Source organism: Allobranchiibius sp. CTAmp26 (assembly GCF_017565405.1).
Classification (GTDB): domain Bacteria; phylum Actinomycetota; class Actinomycetes; order Actinomycetales; family Dermatophilaceae; genus Allobranchiibius.
The window spans coordinates 116,831-138,974 of sequence record NZ_JAGEKR010000003.1; the positions used below are offsets into that span (position 1 = coordinate 116,831).

18 protein-coding genes, 1 pseudogene and 1 riboswitch are annotated in these 22,144 nt (G+C 70.1%); of the genes and pseudogenes, 4 read left to right on the forward strand and 15 right to left on the reverse strand.

Going from position 1 to position 22,144, the window contains the following annotated elements:
* The first annotated feature begins 38 nt into the window (after positions 1–38).
* Positions 39–695: a hypothetical protein gene (locus J4030_RS02505; protein ID WP_208047622.1), complete on the forward strand. Its 657-nt coding sequence runs from the start codon at positions 39–41 to the stop codon at positions 693–695.
* Positions 696–914: 219 nt separating this feature from the next.
* On the opposite strand, the gene J4030_RS02510 is transcribed toward J4030_RS02505, so the two are convergent.
* Positions 915–3,173 carry a cation-translocating P-type ATPase gene (locus J4030_RS02510; protein WP_208047623.1) on the reverse strand — a complete coding sequence of 753 codons (2,259 nt, stop codon included), beginning with the start codon at positions 3,171–3,173 and terminating at the stop codon, positions 915–917.
* A 125-nt stretch (positions 3,174–3,298) separates the two neighbouring features.
* Here J4030_RS02510 and J4030_RS02515 point away from each other — a divergent pair, with 125 nt between their 5' ends.
* Entirely contained in the window at positions 3,299–4,975 is a 1,677-nt protein-coding gene (locus J4030_RS02515) for a fatty acid--CoA ligase (RefSeq protein WP_208047624.1), read from the forward strand.
* A gap of 155 nt (positions 4,976–5,130) precedes the next feature.
* Here the strand turns inward: J4030_RS02515 and J4030_RS02520 are convergent, their stop codons facing one another.
* The 3 genes from J4030_RS02520 to J4030_RS02530 form a co-directional block, all read right to left on the reverse strand.
* The gene (locus J4030_RS02520; protein WP_208047625.1) at positions 5,131–5,550 is read right to left on the reverse strand and encodes a hypothetical protein; all 420 of its coding nucleotides are present in this window, start codon (positions 5,548–5,550) and stop codon (positions 5,131–5,133) included.
* Between the two features lie 149 nt (positions 5,551–5,699).
* A complete protein-coding gene (locus tag J4030_RS02525; protein WP_208047626.1) occupies positions 5,700–6,941 on the reverse strand; it encodes a hypothetical protein in 1,242 nt (413 codons plus the stop codon).
* Positions 6,942–7,106: 165 nt separating this feature from the next.
* The gene (locus tag J4030_RS02530) at positions 7,107–8,303 is read right to left on the reverse strand and encodes a S53 family peptidase (protein WP_208047627.1); all 1,197 of its coding nucleotides are present in this window, start codon (positions 8,301–8,303) and stop codon (positions 7,107–7,109) included.
* Between the two features lie 236 nt (positions 8,304–8,539).
* Between J4030_RS02530 and J4030_RS02535 the strand changes: the two genes are divergently transcribed.
* Complete coding sequence (locus tag J4030_RS02535) at positions 8,540–9,334, forward strand: thioesterase family protein (protein ID WP_208047628.1); 795 nt, start codon at positions 8,540–8,542, stop codon at positions 9,332–9,334.
* Positions 9,335–9,367: 33 nt separating this feature from the next.
* Here J4030_RS02535 and J4030_RS17795 read toward each other — a convergent pair.
* The 4 genes and pseudogenes from J4030_RS17795 to J4030_RS02550 all read right to left on the reverse strand — a co-directional run.
* Positions 9,368–10,309, reverse strand: a pseudogene (locus tag J4030_RS17795) (phosphatase PAP2 family protein); the annotation flags it as partial.
* 19 nt (positions 10,310–10,328) lie between these two features.
* Positions 10,329–11,324: an ABC transporter ATP-binding protein gene (locus J4030_RS02540; protein WP_243762753.1), complete on the reverse strand. Its 996-nt coding sequence runs from the start codon at positions 11,322–11,324 to the stop codon at positions 10,329–10,331.
* 14 nt (positions 11,325–11,338) lie between these two features.
* Positions 11,339–12,991 (reverse strand): iron ABC transporter permease, encoded by a 1,653-nt coding sequence (locus tag J4030_RS02545; RefSeq protein ID WP_208047630.1) that lies wholly within the window; start codon positions 12,989–12,991, stop codon positions 11,339–11,341.
* A gap of 10 nt (positions 12,992–13,001) precedes the next feature.
* On the reverse strand, positions 13,002–14,063 hold the full coding sequence (locus J4030_RS02550; protein ID WP_243762754.1) for a thiamine ABC transporter substrate binding subunit: 1,062 nt from the start codon (positions 14,061–14,063) through the stop codon (positions 13,002–13,004).
* A gap of 17 nt (positions 14,064–14,080) precedes the next feature.
* A riboswitch (TPP riboswitch) is annotated at positions 14,081–14,184 on the reverse strand.
* An 88-nt stretch (positions 14,185–14,272) separates the two neighbouring features.
* Here J4030_RS02550 and J4030_RS02555 point away from each other — a divergent pair.
* Entirely contained in the window at positions 14,273–14,593 is a 321-nt protein-coding gene (locus tag J4030_RS02555) for a DUF4235 domain-containing protein (RefSeq protein WP_208047631.1), read from the forward strand.
* A gap of 73 nt (positions 14,594–14,666) precedes the next feature.
* Here the strand turns inward: J4030_RS02555 and J4030_RS02560 are convergent, their stop codons facing one another.
* From J4030_RS02560 to J4030_RS02590, 7 genes are all read right to left on the reverse strand, one after another.
* Positions 14,667–15,551: an oxygenase MpaB family protein gene (locus J4030_RS02560; RefSeq protein ID WP_208047632.1), complete on the reverse strand. Its 885-nt coding sequence runs from the start codon at positions 15,549–15,551 to the stop codon at positions 14,667–14,669.
* A 68-nt stretch (positions 15,552–15,619) separates the two neighbouring features.
* Positions 15,620–16,642: a hypothetical protein gene (locus tag J4030_RS02565; RefSeq protein WP_208047633.1), complete on the reverse strand. Its 1,023-nt coding sequence runs from the start codon at positions 16,640–16,642 to the stop codon at positions 15,620–15,622.
* A gap of 40 nt (positions 16,643–16,682) precedes the next feature.
* Positions 16,683–17,852 (reverse strand): hypothetical protein, encoded by a 1,170-nt coding sequence (locus J4030_RS02570; protein ID WP_208047634.1) that lies wholly within the window; start codon positions 17,850–17,852, stop codon positions 16,683–16,685.
* 225 nt (positions 17,853–18,077) lie between these two features.
* Positions 18,078–18,458, reverse strand: a complete 381-nt coding sequence (locus J4030_RS02575) for an ankyrin repeat domain-containing protein (protein ID WP_208047635.1) — start codon at positions 18,456–18,458, stop codon at positions 18,078–18,080.
* A 21-nt stretch (positions 18,459–18,479) separates the two neighbouring features.
* Positions 18,480–19,643 carry an imidazolonepropionase gene (gene hutI / locus J4030_RS02580; RefSeq protein WP_208047636.1) on the reverse strand — a complete coding sequence of 388 codons (1,164 nt, stop codon included), beginning with the start codon at positions 19,641–19,643 and terminating at the stop codon, positions 18,480–18,482.
* Positions 19,640–20,959, reverse strand: coding sequence for a formimidoylglutamate deiminase (locus J4030_RS02585; protein WP_208047637.1), 1,320 nt, complete (start codon positions 20,957–20,959; stop codon positions 19,640–19,642). Before J4030_RS02585 ends, hutI begins: the two co-directional genes overlap by 4 nt.
* Entirely contained in the window at positions 20,956–22,128 is a 1,173-nt protein-coding gene (locus tag J4030_RS02590; RefSeq protein WP_208047699.1) for an allantoate amidohydrolase, read from the reverse strand. Before J4030_RS02590 ends, J4030_RS02585 begins: the two co-directional genes overlap by 4 nt.
* Positions 22,129–22,144 lie beyond the last annotated feature (16 nt).

Below are 22,144 nucleotides of genomic sequence, written 5' to 3' on the forward strand. Positions count from 1 at the left end.
AGGTTCACCGTGCCCCTATGGGCCTAGATTGACCTCTCGTGATCGATCCCCGTCGTACCCCCGAGCGGTCGATGCGACGGTGGCCGATCTCCGCCGCCGTCGCCCTCGTGCTCGTACTGCAACTCTTCCTGCCCCGACAGGCCGCGATCGGGCCGGCCTGGCTGATGCCGGTGGCGCAGGCGCTGCTGCTCGTCCCGCTCGTGCTGTCGGACCCGGTGCGGTTGCGACGGGAGGACCCGGTCTTCCGGCGGGTCTCACTGGCCTCGGCGCTCGGCGTGCTGCTCGTGAACGGGCTCGACCTCGCGCACCTGGTCATCGGGATCGCCACCGGCGGCAAGGTGTCCGCCCGCGAGATGATCGTCGCCGCCGTCGTCATCGAGGTCACGAACATCGTGGCGAACACGACGATCTTCTGGGAGATCGACCGCGGTGGGCCGTTCGCGCGCAACCCCGAGCATCCGCGCCCGTCCGAGCACCCCGACCTGCTCTTCCCCCAGATGGCGAACGTGCACGACGCATCGTTCCTGCCGTGCGTCACCGACTATCTCTTCACGGCGTTCACCCTTGCCACGGCATTCAGTCCGACCGACACGATGCCGGTGAGCCCGCGCAGCAAGATGCTCTTCATGCTCGGCGGGACGGTGTCGGTGCTCTCGCTCACCCTGGTCGCCGCCCGCGCCGTCAACCTCTTCTGACGCGGCACTCGACCCTCGACGCAGGACGTCGCCCAACCGTTCGAGCGTCCCGCACGTCATGACAGGTAGACCCGCGGCACTGAGCCGCTGGTGCCCGCGCCGTGTCGGTGTCACCGGCTGACACCAGTCCTCCTCATCGGGGGGTGAGGAAAGCGACGAGGGGTGGGGCTATAGCCCCACCCCTCGTTCGTTTCTCCACCCCCCGACAGGAGCGGGGCTTCAGCGCAGAGTGCGAAAGCGCCGTAGTCGCAACGAGTTGAGCACCACGAAGACCGAGGACAGCGCCATCGCGAGCCCGGCGACCATGGGTCCGAGCCGCCCGCTGACGGCCAGCGGGATCGCCGCGACGTTGTAAGCGAACGCCCACACCAGATTCTGCTTGATCACCCGAAGAGTCCTACGGGACAACCGGATCGCGTCGGCGACCGCGAGAGGGTCGCTGGATGCCACCGTGATGTCGCCGGCCTCGATCGCGGCGTCGGTGCCACCGCCCATCGCGATGCCGAGATCGGCCTGCGCGAGCGCCGGCGCGTCGTTCACGCCGTCGCCCACCATCGCGACCGCGTGCCCCTGCTCCTGCAGCTCGCGCACTGCCGTCACCTTGTCCTGCGGCAGGACGCCGGCGATGACCTGCTCGATCCCCACCTCCGCGGCGACCCGGGCGGCCGCCCCGGCGTTGTCGCCGGTCAGCAGCACCGGGTGCAGACCGAGCGAGCGCAGCCGGCGTACGGCGTCCGCGGACGTGGGGCGCACCGTGTCGGCGACCGCGATGACACCACGTGCAGACCCGCCCCAGGCCACGAGCACCGCTGTGGCGCCGTCGTTCTCGAGGCGTCGAAGCTGCTCGGTCAGCCGATCGGGCACAGCCACCGAGTGCTGTTCGAGCAACGCGGGACGGCCGACCAAGACCGTCGTGTCGTCGACCATTCCGGTCACGCCGAGTCCGCCGACGTCCTTGATGCAGTGGGCATCGGCCCGGCCCGGGGCGGCCGTGCTGATGGCGCGGGCGATGGGGTGCGTGAAGGACTGCTCGACCGACCCGGCCCGGCGCAACAGCTCGTCGCGGTCGACACCGTCCATCACCACCACCTCGCGCACCGTCATGACGCCGGTGGTGAGGGTGCCGGTCTTGTCCAGCAGCACCGTGTCCAGCGTGCGAGAGCTCTCCAGCACCTCGGGGCCCTTGATCAGCAGACCGGACCGGGCACCACGCCCGGTGCCGACGAGCAGCGCCATCGGGGTCGCGAGCCCGAGCGCGCACGGGCACGCGACGACGAGTACGGCGACGGCGGCCGTGAACGCCGCGGTGACGTTGCCGTCGACCGCGAGCCAGCCGATCAGCGTGGCCAGGGCGATGAGAAGGACGACCGGGACGAAGATGCCCGCGACCTTGTCGGCGAGCCGCTGGACCGCTGCCTTTCCGGACTGGGCGTCCTCGACCAGCTGGGCCATCTGGGCCAGCGCCGTGTCGGCGCCGACCCGGGTCGCGCGGACGACCAGCCGACCTTCGACGGCGAGCGTCCCGCCGGCGACCGAATCGCCCTCGCCGACCTCCATGGGGAGCGACTCCCCGGTCATCGTGGAGGTGTCGACCGCCGAACGCCCCTCGGTGACAACGCCGTCCGTGGCGATCTTGTCGCCGGGGCGGACGACGAAGGTGTCACCGACGGCGAGGTCACCGATCGGCACACGGTGCTCACGATCGCCTCGCAGCACCGCCACGTCACGCGAGCCGAGGTCGAGCAGCGCCCGCAGAGCCGCGCCGGCGGCCCGCTTGGAGCGTGCTTCGACGTAGCGGCCGGTGAGCAGGAAGGCGGTCACGCCGGCCGCGGCCTCCAGGTAGATGGAGTCCGTCGCGCTGGACGCGGGCACGGTGAGCTGGAAGCCGTGGTGCATGCCCGGCATGCCGGCATCGCCGACGAAGAGTGCGTAGAGCGACCATCCGAACGCCGCGAGGGTGCCGAGCGAGACCAGGGTGTCCATGGTCGCGACGCGGTGCCGGGCATTCGCCCATGCCGCGACGTGGAAGGGCCGGCCACCCCAGACGACGACGGGCGCGGTCAGCACCAGGGAGAGCCACTGCCAGTTGCGGAACTGCGCGGCGGGGACCATCGCCAGAACGATCACCGGCACGGTGAGGATCCAGGTGACGATCAACCGCTGCCGCAGGGAGGCGACGTGGTCCGGGGCGTCCGGCGCGGTCGGCGCGTCGACGGCCACCGGGAGCTGCGCTTCGTACCCCGCGTCCTGGACCGCCCGCACCAGCTCCGCACCCGAGACGGCCGGGTCGTGCTGCACCCGCGCCTTCTCCGTGGCGTAGTTGACCTGCGCATCCACCCCGTCGAGCGCGTTGAGACTCTTCTCGATGTGCATGGCGCACGAGGCACAGGTCATCCCGGTGATGACCAGTTCGGTCTCGGCGAGCGCCGTCGCGCCCGGGCGGGTCGTCAGAGTCACCGGCGTGGTGGTCGTGGACATGGAACCTCCTGGATTGCCTCGTACAATACCCCTAGGGGGTATAACTGGAGCAATGTGGGGGTCCTTCCTCGCTCATCCTTGGCGAGCCCTGCGCGGGAGTCAGGTGAGGGTGAGACGCTGATCACATGAAGAGCACCATGCAGACCACGCCTCTGCTCATCTCCCAACTCCTGCGCTACGGAACCACGGTCCACCGGGACAGCACCGTCTCGACCTGGACCGCAGACGGGGCGCGCACCACGACGTACGCCGAGGTCGGCCAGGACGCCGCGCGGCTCGCGAATGCGTTGCGCGGCATGGGGATCACCGGCGACCAGCGGGTCGGCACGTTCATGTGGAACAACACCGAGCACCTGGTCACCTACCTCGCGGTGCCCTCGATGGGCGCAGTCCTGCACGCGATCAACATCCGCCTCTTCCCCGAGCAACTGATCTACACGGCGGTGCACGGAGGCAGCGAGGTCGTGGTCGTCGACGACAGCCTGGCCGAGGCGTTCTCCAACGTGCTGCCGAAGCTGCCCGCCGTGCGGCACGTGATCATCAACGGCGACGCGGTCAGCGACGAGGTCCGCACGACGATCGCGCAGACCGAACACGTCGAGAGCGTGCGCGGCTGGCGCGAACTGCTCGACGAGCAGCAGGACACCTTCGCCTGGCCGGAGGATCTGGACGAGAACAGCGCGTCCTCGATGTGCTACACCTCCGGCACCACGGGCAACCCCAAGGGCGTCGCCTACTCCCACCGCAGCAACTACCTGCACGCCACCGGCGTGGTGTCCGGCCTCGCGATGCGCCAGGCGGAGAACTTCCTGGTGGTCGTGCCGCTCTTCCACGCCAACGCGTGGGGGTACCCGTACTGCGCGATGGTGTCCGGGGCGTCCCTGGTGATGCCCGACAAGTACCTGCAGCCCGAGCCGCTCGCCGAGATGATCGAGCAGTTGAAGGTGACCACCGGCGCCGGCGTCCCCACCGTGTGGAACGCCCTGCTGCAGTACCTCGACGCGCACGAGGACGCGGACGTCTCCAGCTGCCGGATGCTGATGGTCGGCGGATCGGCGGTGCCCCTATCGATGATGCGGGCCTTCCAGGACCGGCACGGCATCGAGATCATCCAGGGCTGGGGCATGACCGAGACCTCCCCAGTCGGCAGCCTGGCGGTCCCGCCGGGTTCCGCCGAGGAGGGCTCGGACGAGTACTGGCACTACCGCGCCGCGGCCGGGCGGCTGCTGTGCGGCATCGAAGCGCGCATCATCGGCCCCGACGGTGACGAGAAGCCGTGGGACGGCGAGAGCGTCGGCGAGATCGAGGTGCGCGGACCCTGGGTGACCGGCGCCTACCACTCCAACGGCACCGAGTCCGCACAGCAACTCGACGACGCGGCGGCCAAGTTCGACGACGGGTGGCTGCGCACCGGCGACGTCGGGCTGCTCACCCACGACGGGTTCCTGGTGCTGACCGACCGGTCCAAGGACGTCATCAAGTCCGGTGGCGAGTGGATCAGCTCGGTCGACCTGGAGAACCACATCATGGGTCACCCGGACGTCGTCGAGGCCTCCGTGGTCGGCGTACCCGACGACAAGTGGGACGAGCGACCGTTGGCGGCCGTCGTACTCCGCTCGGGCGCGTCACCGTCCGCTGACGACCTACGCGACTTCCTCTCCGACAAGGTCGCGAAGTGGCAGCTGCCCGAGCACTGGACCTTCATCGACGAGGTGCCCAAGACCAGCGTCGGCAAGTTCGACAAGAAGGTGCTGCGCCAGCGGTACGCCGATGGCGACCTCGAGGTCAGCACCGTCGGCTGATCATCCGGCCCACCGCGGTTGTCCGCATTTTCGTGCCGACGGGGTCACGAAAGTGCGGACAACCGAATGCTCACGCAGCGCGCAGTTCCGCCAGATCGTTTTGGACATGCACGGCGAGGCAGATGTGCCCCGTCGTGCATGTCCAAAACCTGGTGTCAGCGCCCGCGTTCCGGCAGGCCGGCCGCCCACAGAGCTGCCGCGATGAGGGCGGGCTGTCCGAAGAGCCGAAGAAGCCGCTTCATGTCGGTGTCGAGCCCGAACCCGTCGGTGCGCTCGACGTACTGGCCGATGTTGCCGGGGAAGATCGCCACGTAGAACGCGGCCAGCGTCAGCCCCGTGGTGCGCCGCTGCCGCGGTAGGAGCAGCGTCGATAAGCCGAGCCCCATCTCGACCACTCCCGACGCCAGCACCACGAGATCGGTGTCGACGGTAACCCAGCTGGGCACCTGTGCCCTGAACTCCTTCCGTGCGAACGTCAGATGCGACGCCCCCGCGAACGTCATCAACCCGCCCAGCACCTGCCTCGTGATCGCTTGAGAACGAGGGGGCGTCGATGCGTTCGCGAGGTGGCTCATCCGTTCAGCGTATGGCGATCCACGCCCGCCGCGCAGACCTCGTTACGCCCGATGGTCGCCTGGCCACGGAGACCACAACGCCCCGGGACCTCGACGCTGCTGGCGCGAGATCCCGGGGCGTGTGTGCCTTCGTTCAGACCGGTGTGGTCCTACGGTCGGACGGGCGGCTCACCCGTGTCCTCGTCTGCGAGGTGGCCGGGCTCCCCCGGTGTCTGCTGTCTGAAGTGGGTGCGCTCACCCGACGCCTGTGTCTCCTCGTCCGCGACCGGAGCCTGTTCTCCCCCGCTCGCCTCCGTCAGGTGCGTGGGCTCACCGGTCCCGGAATCCCCGTAAGGGGTCCGTGCACCGGTCCCGTCATCCCGGACGACATGGGACGGCTGGGCAGTGCCTTCTTCGCCGAAGGCGGTGCGCTCGCCCGGGCCCTGATCCTGGGTGTGCGACGGCTGGGCAGTGCCCTGCTCGCCCTGGTCGCCGTAGTGGGTCCGCTCGCCCGTCCCGTCATCCCGGACGAAGTGCGAGGGCTCACCCGTCCCCTGGTCCTGGACGCGCGACGGCTGGGCAGTGCCCTCTTCGCCGAAAGCAGTGCGCTCACCCGTCCCCTGATCCTGGAGGTGCGACGGCTGCGAAACGCCCTGCTCGCCCTGGTCGCCGTAGTGGGTCCGCTCACCGGTCCCGTCATCCCGAACGAAGTGCGAGGGCTCACCCGTGCCCTGATCCTGGACGTGCGACGGCTGCGCGGTGCCCTGCTCGCCCTGGTCGCCGTAAATGGCCGGCTCGCCCGTCCCCTCGTCCCGGAGGCCGGTGCGGTCTCCCGCGACTCGGTCGTCGTCGTGGGCGGGAAGGCGCGCACCCTCGGCGTCCGCAGCGTCGGCATGAGCTGGGCCGCCGGTCGCCGTCGCCCCGCGACCGTCGGCGTCCGTCTGGTGCACCGCCGCGTCGTCGGCGGGCGTCTGCCCGGCCACGGCGGCCGAGGTGCCGGCATCGCGCGTGGCATTCTCGTCGCGGGTCTTGCTGCCGCCCACGCGGTTGCCGGCCCGGTCGGTCTCTACGTCGGGGTCGACCTTGTCGGCCTTGCGCAGCGTCTCGTCGTGTTCACGTCGTATCGCGGCCGCGGCCTCCTGCTCGTGCTGCGCCTCGGTCTCCAGCTCTTGGGCGTGCTGCTCTTGTGCGTCCGCCGTGGCGCGGGCCTCCTGCGCGGACTCGGTCGCGGTCTGCGCCCGATCATCGGCCCTCTCGACCGTCGCCTGCCCACGCTCTGCACGGTCCCGCAGGTGATGTGCTTCGCGCCGGTGCGCTCGCTTGCGCGACCTGCTCATGATCGCGCCGACCAGGGCAACCAGAATGACCACCACGACCACCGCAATGATGATCCACCAGATCTTCGAGTTCATATTGAGTGATCCTCCTAGGTAGGGGTCTTCGGGCTTGCCGTTCGAAACTAGCGGGTAGGCGACCCCTTGCGCACTCCCGTGCTCGAAGCAGTCGCCACCATCACCCGTTCCGAAACAGCACGACGCCCCGCGATCGACGTACGACCGCGGGGCGAAGTGAGTGGATCAGAAAGCGGATGTGCCGTTCGGGGTGCCGAGGCCGGTCGGGCCGTCGTAACCGCTGCCCGCGGTGCAGAAGTACGAGCACGACCCGTTGCTACCGCTGGTCACGTCGAACAGACCGGACGTGTTGGCGTAGGGGAGCGTGTTCGCGTAGCCCGCGGTGTTGCCGGACAAGGCGTAGACCGAGGCGACGATCGGCGACGAGAGCGAGGTGCCGCCGTACTGCGCCCAGGACGACGAGCTCGCCGTGGTGGGCGCGTAGACCGCGAGGCCCGTGTTCGGGTCGGCATCCGCCGAGACGTCCGCCATGGAACGGCCGGAGCAGTGCGTGACGGCCGAGCTCTGGCCGGCGGGCGCGGTGTTGAGCGTCGTGCAGCCCGATCCCGAGCCGCTCCAGGCGGTTTCGGTCCAGCCACGCGTGTTGGACGCGGTGTTCAGCGACGTGCCACCGACCGCGGTGACGTAGTGGGAGGACGCCGGGTAGCTCGCGCCCTGGTAGCCGTTGTCACCCGTGGAGGCCGTGACCGCGATGCCGGGGTGGTTGTAGTAGGTGCCGTAGGTAGAGTCCGCGCTGTCGCCGCCGCCGTAGCTGTTGGAGATCGCGACCACACCGGCCTTCTTCGCAGCGGTGTTGACTGCCGTGCCGAGGTTGACGTTGGAGGCCGTCTTGGCCTGCACGAGGAGGATCTTGCAGTCGGGGCACGCGGCCGATACGGCGTCGAGGTCGAGGGCCTGCTCCTGGTCCCAGCCCACGTTCGTGGTCGGGAGGGAGGTCGTGCTGCCCGACTGGTTCTCGATGGTGAGGCAGCCGTTGGCCACAGTGCAGGCCGACAGACCGAACTGGCTGCGGTAGACGCCCAGGTCGCGCTCGGCGTTCGGGTACCCGTACGCGTCCACGATGGCTACGGTCCGTCCGCCCGAGTTCAGACCGGTGAGCTTGTACGCGCTGCGGATGTCGGTCGGGGTCTTGCCGGAGATCGCCCTCGGGGTGATCGACTTGCCGGCGGCGCTGACCGCGGCACCCTTGGTGTTCTCCAACTTCACCGCGAAGCAGGTGGCGTAGCCCTTCGAGACCTTCTGCGCACACGAATGTGCTTGCTGCACACCAGATCCGGCGGCAGAAGCAGACGGGGTGAGGGCGCCGGTGAGCGCCGAGGCCGAAGCCAGGGCGAGCGCGGCGATAACGGGGGACTTGCGCATTCGGGATCTCCTTGTTGCGAGGCCGTGCCGGGAAATGTCCGGCGAGCCGCAGCCTCTCCGGCGGCTCCTCCGAGAACAAGAGCGTGCTACATCTCTGCACACTACTTAGACAACCTCTTGACCGGATCCATAGGGAATTCCCAGGAAAGGCATCGATCTGCTCCAATGGTGAAGCAGATCGGCCTTCTTCGCCGCCCGCCGGGAACCGCCGGGAGTCGTCTCGTACCGTGCCCCGTATGACGTCCGCCTCCTCGGTGCCTGCCTTCTACACATCCCTCGGGGCGGGGCACTACCGGCCGAGCATCTCTGTGCAGGGAGCATGGCGGCCGGATGAGCAGCACATGGCGCCGGTCAGCGGGCTGATCACCGAGGCGCTGGTGCGGCACGAGCACCGCGCAGGCATGCGCATCGCACGGCTCAGTTTCGAGATCCTCGGCCTGATACCCCTGGAAGACCTGCACATCGCGGTGCGCACGCTGCGCCCGGGACGCACCATCGAACTGTTGGAGGCCGACCTGACGATCGGCAGCAGGACGATCGTGCGGGCGCGGGCGTGGCGCCTGCAGCTCAGCGACACCACCGACGTACAGGGCAACGAGCTGCCCACGATGCCGCCTCCGCAGGACTGCCTGGACTATCCCGAGGGAGGCACCGAGTGGCAGGGCGCGTTCATCGCGTCCCTGGAGTGGCGTACGGCGCCCGGTGGCCGGGAGGGCCGCCGCGGGGTGTGGGTGCGCAGCGCCGCCGCCCTCCTGGAGGACGAACCGGCCGACCCGATCTCGTCATTCGTGATGCTGGTCGACGCCGCCAACGGCAGCGCCACCCGGATGCGGCCGACTCAGATGATGTTCCCGAACGTCGACCTGGGCATCCACCTCGTGCGCGCTCCCGATCCCGCCTGGGTCGGACTGGACACCGCGGTGACCTTCGGAGCCGACGGTGTGGGGCTGACCTCCACGACGCTGAACGACGTAGGCGGACCGGTGGGTCGCGCTGAACAGATCCTCACGGTGCGGCACTTCGCGAGCTGACTCCGCCCGCCGGAGCCGTGCACGGCGCAGCAACCGCCATCCGGCCAGCACGCAGACCGCGAAGAACGCGCCCGCCAGCTCATCGATCACGTAGTGCTCGCCGCCGTAGACGAGCGAGACCGCCATCAGCAGCGGGTAACAGGCCAGCAGGCACTTGACCCACCACCGAGCGCCGAACCAGAAGAACCCGGCGATGAGCACGGTGAAGGCCTCGTGCAGAGAGGGCATGGCGGCGACCAGGTTGGCCTTGGCCTGCCCCACGGTGATGGTCCGAGCAGCGAAACTCAGGTGCAGGTAGTCCCATCCCTCTGAGCTGTAACGGCCGATGGGTGCACCGGAGACGTATCCCTGCCCGGAGGCCAGCCACGGGGGCGACATCGGGAAGAGGAAGTAGGTCACCAATCCTATGAGCGTCATCGCGAGCACGCAGTAGACCCACGCACGGAACCGGTCGCGCCACCAGATCCACAGAGCGACCGCGATGAGCGGAGTGATGAGGAAATGGCTGGTGTAGCTGAGGCTGAAGAGCACGGTGTACCAGCGGGCACCCCCCGGATGGTGCAGGTGGGCCTGGAGCCACTGGGTCGGCAGCGTGCCATCGAAGAGGAAGCGGTCGGCGTCGATCGGGAAGACGGTGTGCAGGGGGACGCCGATGATGTTGCGGGCGCCGTCACGCGGAGCCGCACCGTCCGTGTCGTACTGGCCGGCGAAACCCCGGCTGAAGTCGTAGGCGAGGAGCAGTGCCTGGAACGGCAGCCAGTCCAGCATCAACCTGCCCCACGCGCGCCATCCTTTGCCGACGACGGCGCATGAGAGCCCCCCGAAGATCCACAGCATGATGCCGAGCCTGTCCAGGGGCACCCCGAACAACGCGAGATAGCCGATCAGCACCACGAGGTATCCGACGACAGCGACTCGTCGCCACCACACCCAGTCGATCGGCTGCGCTGTGAGGCTGTCCTCGGCCGCTGCCATAGGCGAACAGAGTATGGACTCAATCTGTCCGGGAGATGACCGACCTCCCGATGTCGGGCAGCGCCGCGACCGACGACGGCTGCACGCGCAACCGCACCCGGGCACCCGCCGGGGGCGCTGTCTCGTCGTCGGTGACGGCCGGCAGGGCGCCGAGACCCTCCACCTGCACCTCGAGTCGTACGCCGTCGGGGCCCGCTGCGCTCGAGATCACCGTGGCCACGATCGGCCCGGTCGAATCGACACGAAGCGCGTTGCGGCGCAGTGCTGTCGAGCGACCGGGGTGGCCCAGGGACAGTCCCGCTTCGGGGGGCAGCACGGTCCGGTAGCCGAGGAAGCGTGCCGCGTCTGCATCGATCGGCGCACGCCAGACATCCAGAGCGGGACCGTGCTGGACCACGCGGCCGTCGCGTAGGAGGGCCACGTCGTCCGCGACCGCGAACGCCTCCTCTTGATCGTGGGTGACCATGATGGCCGTCGTCCCTGTCGCGCGCAGCACATCGCGCAGCTGCGTCGCGAGCTGCTCGCGCAAGGTGGCGTCGAGGGCCGACAGCGGCTCGTCCAGCAGCAGCAGCCGCGGTTCGGCGGCGAGGGCGCGCGCCAACGCGACCCGCTGCTGCTGCCCACCCGAGAGCGAGCCGGGCCGCCGATCCTCCAGCCCGGCGAGCCCCACCAGGTCCAGCAGGTCTGCGACCCGGGCCCGCACGACCCGTCGCGACAGCCGACGACGGCGTAGGGCGTAGCCGACGTTCTGTGCGACGTCGAGGTGGGCGAAGAGCTGGCCGTCCTGGAACATCAGGGCGAATCCCCTGCGATGGGTGGGTGTCTCCGTCAGATCCACGCCGTCGAAGACCACCCGCCCACGGTCGGGCCGCTGCAGGCCCGCGACGATCCGCAGGAGGGTCGACTTGCCGCACCCGGACGGCCCGAGCACCGCCAGCGTGTGGCCGGCGGCCACCGTCAAATCGACCCCGTCGACTGCGGCCTTGCCGCCGAAACCGACGCTGACACCCTCCATCCGCAATTCACCCATCAGAACCGGCCCACCGATCCGACGCGCAGACTCTCCACCCCGGCCATCACGGCAGCGGTCATGAGAGCGAGCAGGACCGACGCCGCGAGCGCCATCCCGAAGTTGTCGCCGCCCGGGTGCCCGATGAGCTGATAGATGACCACCGGGAGTGTCGGGTGATCCGGCCGCGCCAGGAAGCTGGTGGCCCCGAACTCCCCCAGCGACACCGCGAATGCGAACCCGGTCGCGGCGAGCAGGGGGCGCCATACGACGGGGAGGTCGACGGTGCGCACGACCTGCCATCGACCGGCACCCAGGCTCGCGGCCGCCTGCCGTTGCCGGTCGTCGATGCCGACGAGCGCGGGCGCGACCGTGCGCACGACGAGGGGAAGCGCCACCAACGCCTGGGCGATGGGGATCAGGATCTGCGAGTCGCGCAGATCGAGCGGCGGCCGGTTGAGCGTGACGATGAAGCCGAATCCGACTGTCACCGCGGAGATCCCGAGCGGCAACATGAAGACGGCGTCGAGGACGGCGAGTCGCCGGGGACGACCTGACCGACCGTTCGGTCGGTGGGCGACGGTCACCGCGACGGCTAGCCCCAGGATCACCGACAACAACGTCGCGTCGACGGCGATACGCCACGAGCTGGCGATGGCGTCGCCGACCGGGACCAGCAGGGCGCCGCCGTCACCTGCCGTGCCCAGTCGGCGGTAGTTCTGCAGGCTCCATCCACCGTCGGCGTGCAGGGAGCGCGCGACCAGGCTCGCGAGCGGCAGCACCAGGAAGATCACCACGGCGGCGGTGACGGCGAGGACGGGCAGATCCTGCCGAGCGGGACGGCGTCGTCGCCCGACGCCCGCGCCGGCCGGTTGCGGTCGTACCCCGCTGCGGGCGCGTTCGACGACGACCAGCAGCAGGACGACCACCACGAACTGGGCGATCGAGAGCACAGCGGCCGTGCGCAGGTCGAGCACGTCGGTCGTCTGCTGGTAGATCTCGGTCTCGATGGTGCTGTAGCGCAGTCCGCCCATTGTGAGGACGACACCGAAGGCCGTCGCGCAGAAGAGGAAGACGATCGTCACGGCCGACAGAATCGTCGGCGCGAGGGCAGGGAGCGTGACGGTCCTGAACACCCGCACCGGCCCGGCTCCCAGGGCGGCGGCCGCCTCCTGCGGGCGCGGATCGAGTGCAGCCCAGGCGCTGCCGACGGTGCGCACGACGACCGACAGGTTGAAGAAGACCAACGCCAGTGCGATCGCCACCCAGGTGCCGTCGAGGCCGAGAAAACCGAGGGGCCCGGAGCTCACCAGCAGGGTGCGGAAAGCGACACCGACCACGACGGTCGGCAGCACGAACGGCGTGGCGACCAGGGCCCGCAGCACCCCGGCCCCGGGGATGCGCAACCGGTAGAGCGCGTACGCGACCGGCAGGCCGAGCACGGTGGTCACCGCGGTGCCGAGCGTGGCGATGCCAAGCGTGAAGAGGACGACCCGACGCTCCCGCGGGCGCCCGAACACTCGGGCGGCGTCCGCCAGCGCCCAGTGGCCGTCCGGATGCAGCCCGCGCGCGAGCATGCCGGCCACCGGGAGCACGAAGAACACTCCGAGGAAGGCGAGCGGGACCAGGGCGACCGCCGCAGGCCACCATCGGCCCAGTCCGTTGACTCTCATGTGTCGTCGGCTAGGACGTGACGTCCTGCCACTGGCTGATCCACCGGTCGCGCTGAGCGCTGATCTGCGTCGCCGGCAGGTTGAGCGGCTTGCTCGGGGTCTTCACGAAGGACGTCCAGTCGGCCGGCACGGGTACGCCGCGATCGACGGGGAAGACGTACATGCTGGCCGGCATCGAACTCTGGAAGGTGCGACCCAGCATGAAGCGGATGAAAGCCTCGGCCCCGGCCGTGTTCTTGGCACCCTTGAGCACGCCGGCGTACTCCTGCTCCTGGAAGCAGCTGTCCATCAGCGCCGTCGTCGTCGACTTGCCCGCGGTGACCGTGTCCGCAGGAGATGTGTTGTAGGACAGGACGATCGGGCGATCTCCCTTGCCGCCACCGGCCGTGTAGTCGACACCCCACGCGTCGCTCCAGCCGCTGGTGAGCTTGGCGCCGTTGGCCATCAGCTTCTTCCAGTACCCCTGCCAGCCGTCCTGTCCGTACTTCGCGACGGTGGCGAGCAAGAACGCCAGGCCCGGTGAGGACGTGGCCGCGCCCGGGCTCACGAACAGCCCCTTGTACGCCGGGCTGGTCAAATCGCCCATGCTGCGCGGCGCGGTGCGGTGGTGCTTGGCGAACCAGGCGTCGTCGACGTTCACGCAGACGTCGCTGTAGTCGATCGGCGTGAGCATCGTGGCCGGTGCGCCGCTCAAGGCGTACTTGGCTGCGCCCGCCGGCAGCGAAGGCGAATACGCCTGCAGTGCGCCCGAATTCGCCACTCGTGAGGCGAAGGTGTTGTCGATGCCGAAGGTGACGTCGCCGGTCGGGTCGCCCTTGGTGAGCACCAGGGAGTTCGCGAGCTGCCCGGCGTCGCCGGAGGCCTGCACCTTGACCTGGTAGCCCGTCGTCTTGGTGAATTGCGCGAGCACGGTCTTGGGCACGGCCCACGAGTCGTGCGTGACCAGCACGACCTGGCGGTTGGCTGTCGAGCTGCCATGCGACGTACCAGCGGCGTCGCTGCCACTCACGGCGCAGCCGGCCAGGGCGGGCAGCGTGATCAGCGCGCAGACGGACATGGTCGTGAACTTCATCGGATTCGACCTCCTCGTAATGAGGGGCCTCAACTTCCTACACCGGTACTAACCGGATCAGGTTCGAGGGTCTGCGGCCGATCCGCACTCTCAGCGCTGCTGCGCTCCCCTGTCGTATCCGTCGCTCACGATACGCGCGCCGGACAGACCCCCACGCCCGCAGGGTAGGTTTGACGAAGGTTTGCGATTCGTCTTCGAAAGGTGGGCTCATGGGTTCGATTGCGTGGAAGGTGCTCTCCGTAGCGACCCGATTGGCGTCCACCCGGGTCGCGACGAAGGTCACCCAGACCGGGTGGAGAGCCGCGACCGGCAAGAAGGCACCGACCGATCGTTACGAGCCCGAGCGTTCGCATGCGGAGGCCACCGCGTTCGCCGTCGTGTCGGCCGCGATGCTCGCGGGCGCCACGACCTTCGTCGAGCGCAAGGTCGCCGACTACTACACGCGCTCCACCGGCGAACTCGCTCCGCCCATGCAGAAGGCGATCGAGAAGCGCGAGAAGAAGTTGCAGAAGGAAGCCGACAAGCACTGATCGACGAGTGTCCGCAGTTCCGTGCGCAGGTGCGCGCGGAACTGCGGACATCCGCGAGCGGGTCACAGAACGGTCAAGCGGCGGCGTCCTCCGCATCGCGCAAGCCCGCCATCGCCCAGTTGATCGTGGCGACACTCAGCGTGCCCGCGATGGTGTCCGCCCGGCGTGCGAGGTCGAGGCCGGACTGTCCGAGGGCGCGCCGCGCCCAGTTGGGCAGCGCCGCCACGCCGCCGCGGGCGACGAGGCCGTAGACGGGCTTGGCCGCGCGGGGAAGCGGCGGCTCGCGCAGCAGGAAGTGACAGGCGTCGACCGCGGCCGGCGTCGATCGCAGCACCGCGCGGTAGGACTGCAGTCGCTCGCGAAGCTCGGTGACGTCGGCCGGCAGATCACGGGCGCCGAGCAGGGTGGACGCCGTACGGGCCTGGGAGACATAGGTATCGGACTCCTGTGGCGTGAGCCGATCGCCGGAGTACATCTGGTACGCGGCGAGGAAGCTGTGCACCTCGGCGACGTGCACCCAGCTCAGCAGGTCCGGATCGGACGCGGCGTACGGCGCTCCGTCGTCTCGGCGGCCGCGGACCCGCTCGTGGATCGAGGCGACCTGGGCGATGACCTCCTCGGCATGCTCGATCGTGCCGAAGGTCGTGGCGGCGATGTAGTAGCTGGTGCGCTGCAACCGGCCCCAGGGGTCACCGCGGAACCCGCTGTGACCGGCGACGCCGGCCATCGCCGATGGGTGCAGCGACTGCAACAACAGCGCCGCCACACCGCCGGGGAACATCGCGGCGTGCTGGTGGACACGCCAGATGGGGTCCTCGGGGGTGAACCAACGCGGCCCCTCGGCCTCCCAGATGCCCTTCGCCTTGGCGGGAGCGTCGTCCCCGGCCACCTTCGAGCGCAGGAGCTGACCGAGCGCGCGCTGTGCGCCGGTGGCGGGGACTCGTACGAAGGGGATCATCACTTCGAGTATGCGGTCCCGTGGAATCGAGCCCTTCGCCGACCGGCTCGACGCCTGCATCCGCCCCGTCAGCGAGGGAGGAGTGCTGCCGCTGCGGTGACGAAGTTGAAGACGGAGGAGTAGTCGTCGGCATCGATGGTGCCGTTGGAGACCGAGCGACATCCGGTCTCGTTCGCCCACAGGGACGCATCCCTTCCGTCGGCGTAGATGAGCGCGATGACGGTGACGGATCCGTCGTCCATGGGGCAACTGGTGACGCCGCCATCGGTGTGAGCGAGGTCGATCGCGGTCGCGCTGCGCGCCAGCCGACCCGCCTGAGCGGTGCCCAGCCGGGCCTGGGACCGCAGCGCGGACGCTGCACCGTTGAGCCCGTTGTAGGAGCAGATCAATCCGGCTGTCGGCGACCCCGCGGGCAGCAATGAAGTTGCCGGTCCGCGTGTGACGTTGATGGCGCCTCTGTCACTGCCAGGGCAGCCGCCCGCCACCGTGACAGCGAGTCGTCTGCCGCCGACGGGTGCGGTTGCCGGGGTGGGATCCATCCAGAGCGCGATCCCGTCGGCGCGCCATACGCTGCCGTTCACGCCGTCCGGTGCGATCCCGATGTCGAGCATCGCGTTCTGCCAGGCCGTGCTCCGCCGATCGTCGGCGTAGCTCCACCCCATGCTGGTGACGACGGAGCCGGTGGTGGAGTTCCCCGAACCGGTCGCGGTCAGTCCGCGCGGCGCGTGCGCGGCGAGCCAGGTCGCGGACTGCCCCATCGTCATCGGCACCCGCCACAACCGCGACGTATCGACGAGAGACGCCGACATCTGAGCGCCCATCGCCGGACCGCGCAGCATCTCGGGCGCCGTGGTCAGCGGGGATGCCCCGGCCGGGACCGTGACGAGGTCGATCAAGCGGCGCGTTTCGGTCGACGTCTGCGTCTTGTGCGTCGACGCCAGGACCTGCGAGACCTTGCTCGGGGTCGTGACGTGCCCCGGACGGGGTGCCGGTGCCGAGCCGCATGCCGCCAGCGCCGCGCACCCGACGCCCGCCGCCACCCAGGCCGTGACCGTCCGGCGACGGGTCCGGGTCGGACGAAGACTGCTCACGTTTCTGAGACGCCCCGACACGCAGTTCGGTTGATCGAGATCAGTCCTGCGCGTCGTCGGGTTCGGCGATCCACGCGGCGAAGACGGGGAGCCCCTGCCACGGATCGCCCGGTGTGGACCCCAGGGCGGTGGCCACGACGGCGTACGGGTGGCCGAACCGGAGGGTGGCGGTGCGATAAGGACCCGACGGCCTGGCCACGCGGCCACTTGCAGGAATTCCGAGGACTGTCACCGCTGCGGCTTCGAACCCCCGCCGGCCGTACCGGGCGACCGCACTCTGCACGGCCTTCGCTGGGTGAGGGAGGCCGGCGAGCTGCTGCAGCGCGTCCCCCGCCGCCACGAAACCGAGCGAAGCCTCCGTGAGCAGATCGTGTTCGCTGCTGGCGCTCCAGGCAGGGAGCAGGGCATCCACGCGTTCGCCGCGTTCCTCGGCGCGTTCCTCGGTGATCGTCCACTGGGCGTTCTCGCCGATCGGGAGGTCGAAGAGCGAGACGGCTCCGGGACCCGCGCGGGCGTGGCCCTCCGCAGCCGCGATCTCGTGGGCGGCGGCGAGGACGTCGGCCGCTGCCACGGCGGGGTCGGCGATGACGGACGTGACCTCCAGGTCGTCGGCCAGCGCGCTGTGGACGGCGACGAGCCCCGCCCGTTCGGTGTTGGCAATGAACGCCGTGTGGCCGAGCAAGCGAGATGCGCGCAGCACCCGATGCAGGGTGGTGCTCCACGGACCCAACAGATCAGCTGCGTCGGCGATCTCGAACGGCGTCGCCCAGGTGACCCGGGCGGCCAGCGCCGACGCGAGCAGGACGGCGGATTCCTCGGTGTTCAGGGGGAATCGGTGGATGAGTCCGAGGGTGTGGTCGCGCGCCCACGCATCGGCCTGATCCTGGGTGGGGACGCCGCCCGTCTCGACCTCGGCGGGCAGGGTGGCCAGCCACTGGTCCAGTCCAGGCGGGCCGTCTCTCCTCCAGGCAGCCGCCGCCGCGGACACCGCCGGATGCGGGTGGGCGAGCAGCTCGCTCGCCGCGTGATGTGCGGTGTCGACGTCGGCGCCGAGGGCGTCAGCTATTTCATCCGCCAGCTCGCCGGACGCCGCGGGCGCCGCGAGGGCGAGCACCAGCCACGCGCCCAATGGTGACCCGACGTGGTGCTTGCCGGAACTCAGGGCGGCGAAGCGGTCTGCGTAGCGACACATCAGGGCGGGGAGTTCCATGCCCGTCACTGTGCCCGCTCACGCGATCAGATGCGCGGCAATTGATTCGTGTAGCCGCGCTGCGTCCGACAGTGCGTGCGGTCGTAACCGCAACGCACGCATCGTCGGCCGAGCGCGCGAATTGTCGGCGGTGCGGTCACTTTCCGACGCGCGCACCACCGCTCAGCCCATGTTGTCGGCCACACGGTCACTTCCCCACGCGGTCGCCGTACGCGGCCGGGTCGCTCAGCGCAGCAGGTCGCCCTGGCCGAAGAGTTCGGCGGTCTGGGCGGCCGACGGGCTGCCGGCGTCGACGTCGGCGCCGGCCTCGAGCAGCACCCAGACGATGGTGTCCTCACCCTTGAACACGGCACCGGCCAACGGGGACTGACCCCGGTCGTTGAGCCGGTTGACGTCGGCGCCACGCTCGATCAGGGCCTTCACCGCGGAGGCGTGCCCGTGGTAGGCCGCGAGCATCAGCAGGCTGTTGCCGGAGGCGTCGGTGAGGTCGACGGGCACGCCACGGTCGACGTACGCGGCGAGCCGGGTGGCGTCGCCGGTCCGGGCGAAGTCCGCGCAGGCATGACCGATCTCCACCAGGGCGGGGTCGGGAGAGGCATCGGTCACGAAGGTAAGGCTAACCCGCGCTCAGGTCCCGTCCAGAATCACGTGAGCCAACGGGACACCGGGCCGGTACGGCAGGTGCCGATAGCTGGGGGCGTCCAGCGCGGTGAGATCGGCCCGGGCACCGACCCGGAGCACGCCGATGTCGTCCCGTCGCAGCGCATGGGCACTCCCGGAGGTGGCCGCGCGGACCGCCTGCGCCGGGGTCATGCCCATCTCGCGCACCGCGAGCGCGATGACGAACGGCATCGAGCTGGAATAGCAGGTGCCGGGGTTGCAGTCGGTCGCGAGGGCGACCCGCACGCCGGCGTCGAGGAGCGCGCCCCCGTCGGGATACGGGGAACGCGTGGAGAACTCCACCCCAGGCAGCAGGGTCGCCACGGTGTCGGACCCGGCGAGGGCGTCGACGTCGTCGCCGGTCAGATAGGTGCAGTGGTCGACGCTCGCCGCACCGACCTCGACGGCGAGCCGCACTCCGGGACCCCGGCCGAGCTGGTTGCCGTGCACGCGCGCGAGCAAGCCCGCGTCCTGGCCCGCGCGCAGCACCCGCCGCGACTCCTCCTCGGTGAAGGCGTGCGGGCTGTGCGGTTCGCAGAAGACGTCGATCCACCGGGCGTACGGCGCGCAGGCGGCCAGCATGTCCCCGGTCACCAGGTCGAGGTACGCGGCGCGGTCGTCGCGTGCGTCGGGCGGGATGACGTGTGCGCCCAGATAGGTGGTCTCGGCGGTGAACTCGCTCGCGATCCGCAGCGCCCGTGCCTCATCGTGCGGGGTGAGTCCGTACCCGCTCTTGATCTCCACGGTGGTCGTGCCCTGCGCGCGCATCTCCGCCACCCGGCGGCCTACGAGGGCCCGCAGCTCATCATCGGTCGCGGCGCGGGTGGCCGCCATCGTGAGCGCGATGCCGCCCCCGTCGTACGGCGTGCCGGTCATCCGGGCCTCGAACTCCGCCGACCGGTCGCCGGCGAAGACGAGGTGCGAATGGCTGTCGACGAATCCCGGCAGCACACAACGGCATTCGACGTCGATCGACCGGTCGGCAGCGGGTGCGGCGGCCGCTGATCCGATCCACTCGATCCGGCCGTCGGTCGCCACCAGGGCCGCATCGGGCACGATGCCGAGCTCGTCGCCGCGGGTGTCGTCGACAGTGACGAGCTCGCCGATGTTCGTGACGACGGTGCTGGTCATCGTGCGTCCTCCCAGAGCGGGTCGATGGCGTCGGTCAGCAGGGTGCCGACATCGCCCAGGACGTGTCGCCCGCCCTCGACGACCAGATCGCCGTCGCGGATCACTGTGTGCACGTCGCCCGCCGTGGCGGCGTAGAAGATCTGGGCCGGGGCGGAACCCGCCGTGGTCACCGAGTCGGTCGACACCGCAACGAGATCCGCTCGTGACCCCTGCGCAAGTGCCCCCGCATCGGGCCAGGCCAGACTGCCGTGGGCGGTGAGCGCCTGGTGCAGCCCCGTCAGAGTGAAACGACCGCGCTCGTGAGACGTGAGGCGCTCGTGCATCTCCAGCGCCCGCGCCTCCTCGAAGAGGTCGATCACCGCGTGCTGGTCGCTGCCGAGGCTGAGATGGGCGCCCGCGTCGCTCAGCCTGCGGGCCGGCCCGATGCCGTCGGCGAGGTCGCGCTCGGTGGTCGGGCAGAAGCACGCGGTCGTCTCGGCCCGACCCAGCAGGCCGATGTCGTCCTGGGTGAGGTGGGTGGCGTGCACAGCGGTGGTGCGCGCCGTCAGCGCGCCACCGTCCTGTAGCAGCCGAGTCGGCGTGACGCCGTAATACCGCACGCACGTGTCGTTCTCGGCGCGTTGCTCGGACAGGTGCACGTGCAGCGGCCGCTCACCGGTGGCGGCCACCACTGTCGGGATGGCTTCGCGGGGCACGGCGCGGACGGAGTGGATGGCGGACCCGATCCGGGTGGTGTCGTCCTCCCGCAGCGCCTGCATGCGATCGACCCAGGCGTCGACGTCGACGTCGCCGAAGCGCAACTGCTCGGCGTTCAGCGGCTCGTGTCCGTCGTCGGTCAGTCCGCCCGCGAGGTAACAGGTGTCCAGCAGCGTGAGGCGCACCCCGGCGTCGCGGGCGGCCTGTCGTAGCGCCTCACCCATCGCGTTCGGATCGTCGTACGGGCGGCCGCCCGGCGCGTGGTGCAGGTAGTGGAACTCCCCCACGCTGGTGATCCCGGCCAGGGCCATCTCTGCGTACGTCGCCCGCGCAAGCCGCAGGTAGCTGTCCGGATCCAGTTGCGCCGCAACGTCGTACATGCCATCGCGCCAGGTCCAGAACGTCCCGCCGCCGGCATGGGTACGCCCTCGCAGCGCCCGATGGAACGCGTGGCTGTGGCAGTTGGCCAAGCCCGGCAGCACGACGCCGGGCAGCCGGTGCGCGTCACCCTGCGGCTGCCCGGGCCGCACCGACGTAAAGCGGCCGCCGTCGATCTCGAAGCGAACGTCTGTGGCGATCCCGGTCGGCAGCAGGGCGTGCGCTGCCCAGTAGGCGGTCATCCGGCCAGGTCCCGCAGGACGGCGGTGAGTGCGCGTACGCCGGCATGGCAGTCGGCCTGCTCCGCGAACTCCTCGGGTGAATGCGAGACGCCGGTGGGGTTGCGTACGAAGAGCATCGCGGTGCTGACGCCCGCGTTCGAGAGGATGCCCGCGTCGTGTCCGGCACCGGTGCCGAGCATGGGCACGTCACCCAGGACCGTCTGCAATCGAGCGGCCAGTGACGTGTCGAACGCGGTCGTCGGAGTCCACGACTCGCGGCTCACGTCGGCCGCCGCGCGCTCCGAGAGTTCCTCGACCATCGCGAGCACAGCCGCCTCGTCGGCTCCCCGTGCGTCGAGCCACGCGGTGACGTGCGACGGGATGGCGTTCACCCCATTGGGTTCGACCTGCAGCTTGCCGACCGTCGCCACGCACCCGTGCTTGTCTGCCAGACCGCGCGCCTCGGCGACCGCCACCGCACAGGCGAGCATCGCGTCGTGCCGGTCCTCCAGTCGCGTCGTGCCCGCGTGATTGGCCACCCCCGCGAAATCGAGTCGCCAGCGACCGTGCGGCCAGATGTCGGTGCCGATCGCCACCGCCGCGCCGTCCTGGGCGTAGCGGTCGGCGTCCGCCATCGCACGGCCCTGTTCGACGTGCAGCTCGACGAAGCTGGCGATCCGGCTCACGGTGTCCTCGTCCGTGCCGATGGTGGTGGGGCGTCCCGCTCGCTGGAGCGCTTCGCCCATCGTGACGCCGTCGGCGTCGGTGAGACCGAGCGCGCGGTCGGCGTCGAGCTCCCCGGTGATCACCCGTGAGCCGGCGCAGGCCACCCCGAAGCGGGCACCCTCCTCGTCGCCGAAGTTGACCACTCCGATCGGGCGTTCGGGCCGGAATCCGCTGTCCCGCAGAGCATCCACCGCGGCAAGCGCGCTCACCACACCGAGCGGACCGTCGTACGCACCGCCGTCCGGCACGGAGTCCAGGTGCGATCCTGCGACCACTCCGGGCGCGACGTCCGGGTCGCCCCACCACGCCCACTGGTTGCCCATCCGGTCCTCGACGAGGTCCAGGCCGCGCGCAGAGCACTCCCCGGCGAACCACTCGCGCAGGGTGTGGTCCTCGCGGGTCCACGCGAACCGCCGGTAGCCGCCGGAGGCAACGCGGCCGACCGGCTGCAGGTCAGCCCACATCCGGTCGAAACCGGCG

Bases quoted from the DNA above. Each gene is read 5' to 3' on its own strand.
- J4030_RS02510 (WP_208047623.1), bottom strand. From the start codon at position 3,173: ATGTCCACGACCACCACGCCGGTGACTCTGACGACCCGCCCGGGCGCG.
- J4030_RS02515 (WP_208047624.1), top strand. From the start codon at position 3,299: ATGAAGAGCACCATGCAGACCACGCCTCTGCTCATCTCCCAACTCCTG.
- J4030_RS02520 (WP_208047625.1), bottom strand. From the start codon at position 5,550: ATGAGCCACCTCGCGAACGCATCGACGCCCCCTCGTTCTCAAGCGATC.
- J4030_RS02525 (WP_208047626.1), bottom strand. From the start codon at position 6,941: ATGAACTCGAAGATCTGGTGGATCATCATTGCGGTGGTCGTGGTGGTC.
- J4030_RS02530 (WP_208047627.1), bottom strand. From the start codon at position 8,303: ATGCGCAAGTCCCCCGTTATCGCCGCGCTCGCCCTGGCTTCGGCCTCG.
- J4030_RS02535 (WP_208047628.1), top strand. From the start codon at position 8,540: ATGACGTCCGCCTCCTCGGTGCCTGCCTTCTACACATCCCTCGGGGCG.
- J4030_RS02540 (WP_243762753.1), bottom strand. From the start codon at position 11,324: ATGGAGGGTGTCAGCGTCGGTTTCGGCGGCAAGGCCGCAGTCGACGGG.
- J4030_RS02545 (WP_208047630.1), bottom strand. From the start codon at position 12,991: ATGAGAGTCAACGGACTGGGCCGATGGTGGCCTGCGGCGGTCGCCCTG.
- J4030_RS02550 (WP_243762754.1), bottom strand. From the start codon at position 14,063: ATGAAGTTCACGACCATGTCCGTCTGCGCGCTGATCACGCTGCCCGCC.
- J4030_RS02555 (WP_208047631.1), top strand. From the start codon at position 14,273: ATGGGTTCGATTGCGTGGAAGGTGCTCTCCGTAGCGACCCGATTGGCG.
- J4030_RS02560 (WP_208047632.1), bottom strand. From the start codon at position 15,551: ATGATCCCCTTCGTACGAGTCCCCGCCACCGGCGCACAGCGCGCGCTC.
- J4030_RS02570 (WP_208047634.1), bottom strand. From the start codon at position 17,852: ATGGAACTCCCCGCCCTGATGTGTCGCTACGCAGACCGCTTCGCCGCC.
- hutI (WP_208047636.1), bottom strand. From the start codon at position 19,643: ATGACCAGCACCGTCGTCACGAACATCGGCGAGCTCGTCACTGTCGAC.
- J4030_RS02585 (WP_208047637.1), bottom strand. From the start codon at position 20,959: ATGACCGCCTACTGGGCAGCGCACGCCCTGCTGCCGACCGGGATCGCC.
- J4030_RS02590 (WP_208047699.1), bottom strand. From the start codon at position 22,128: ATGTGGGCTGACCTGCAGCCGGTCGGCCGCGTTGCCTCCGGCGGCTAC.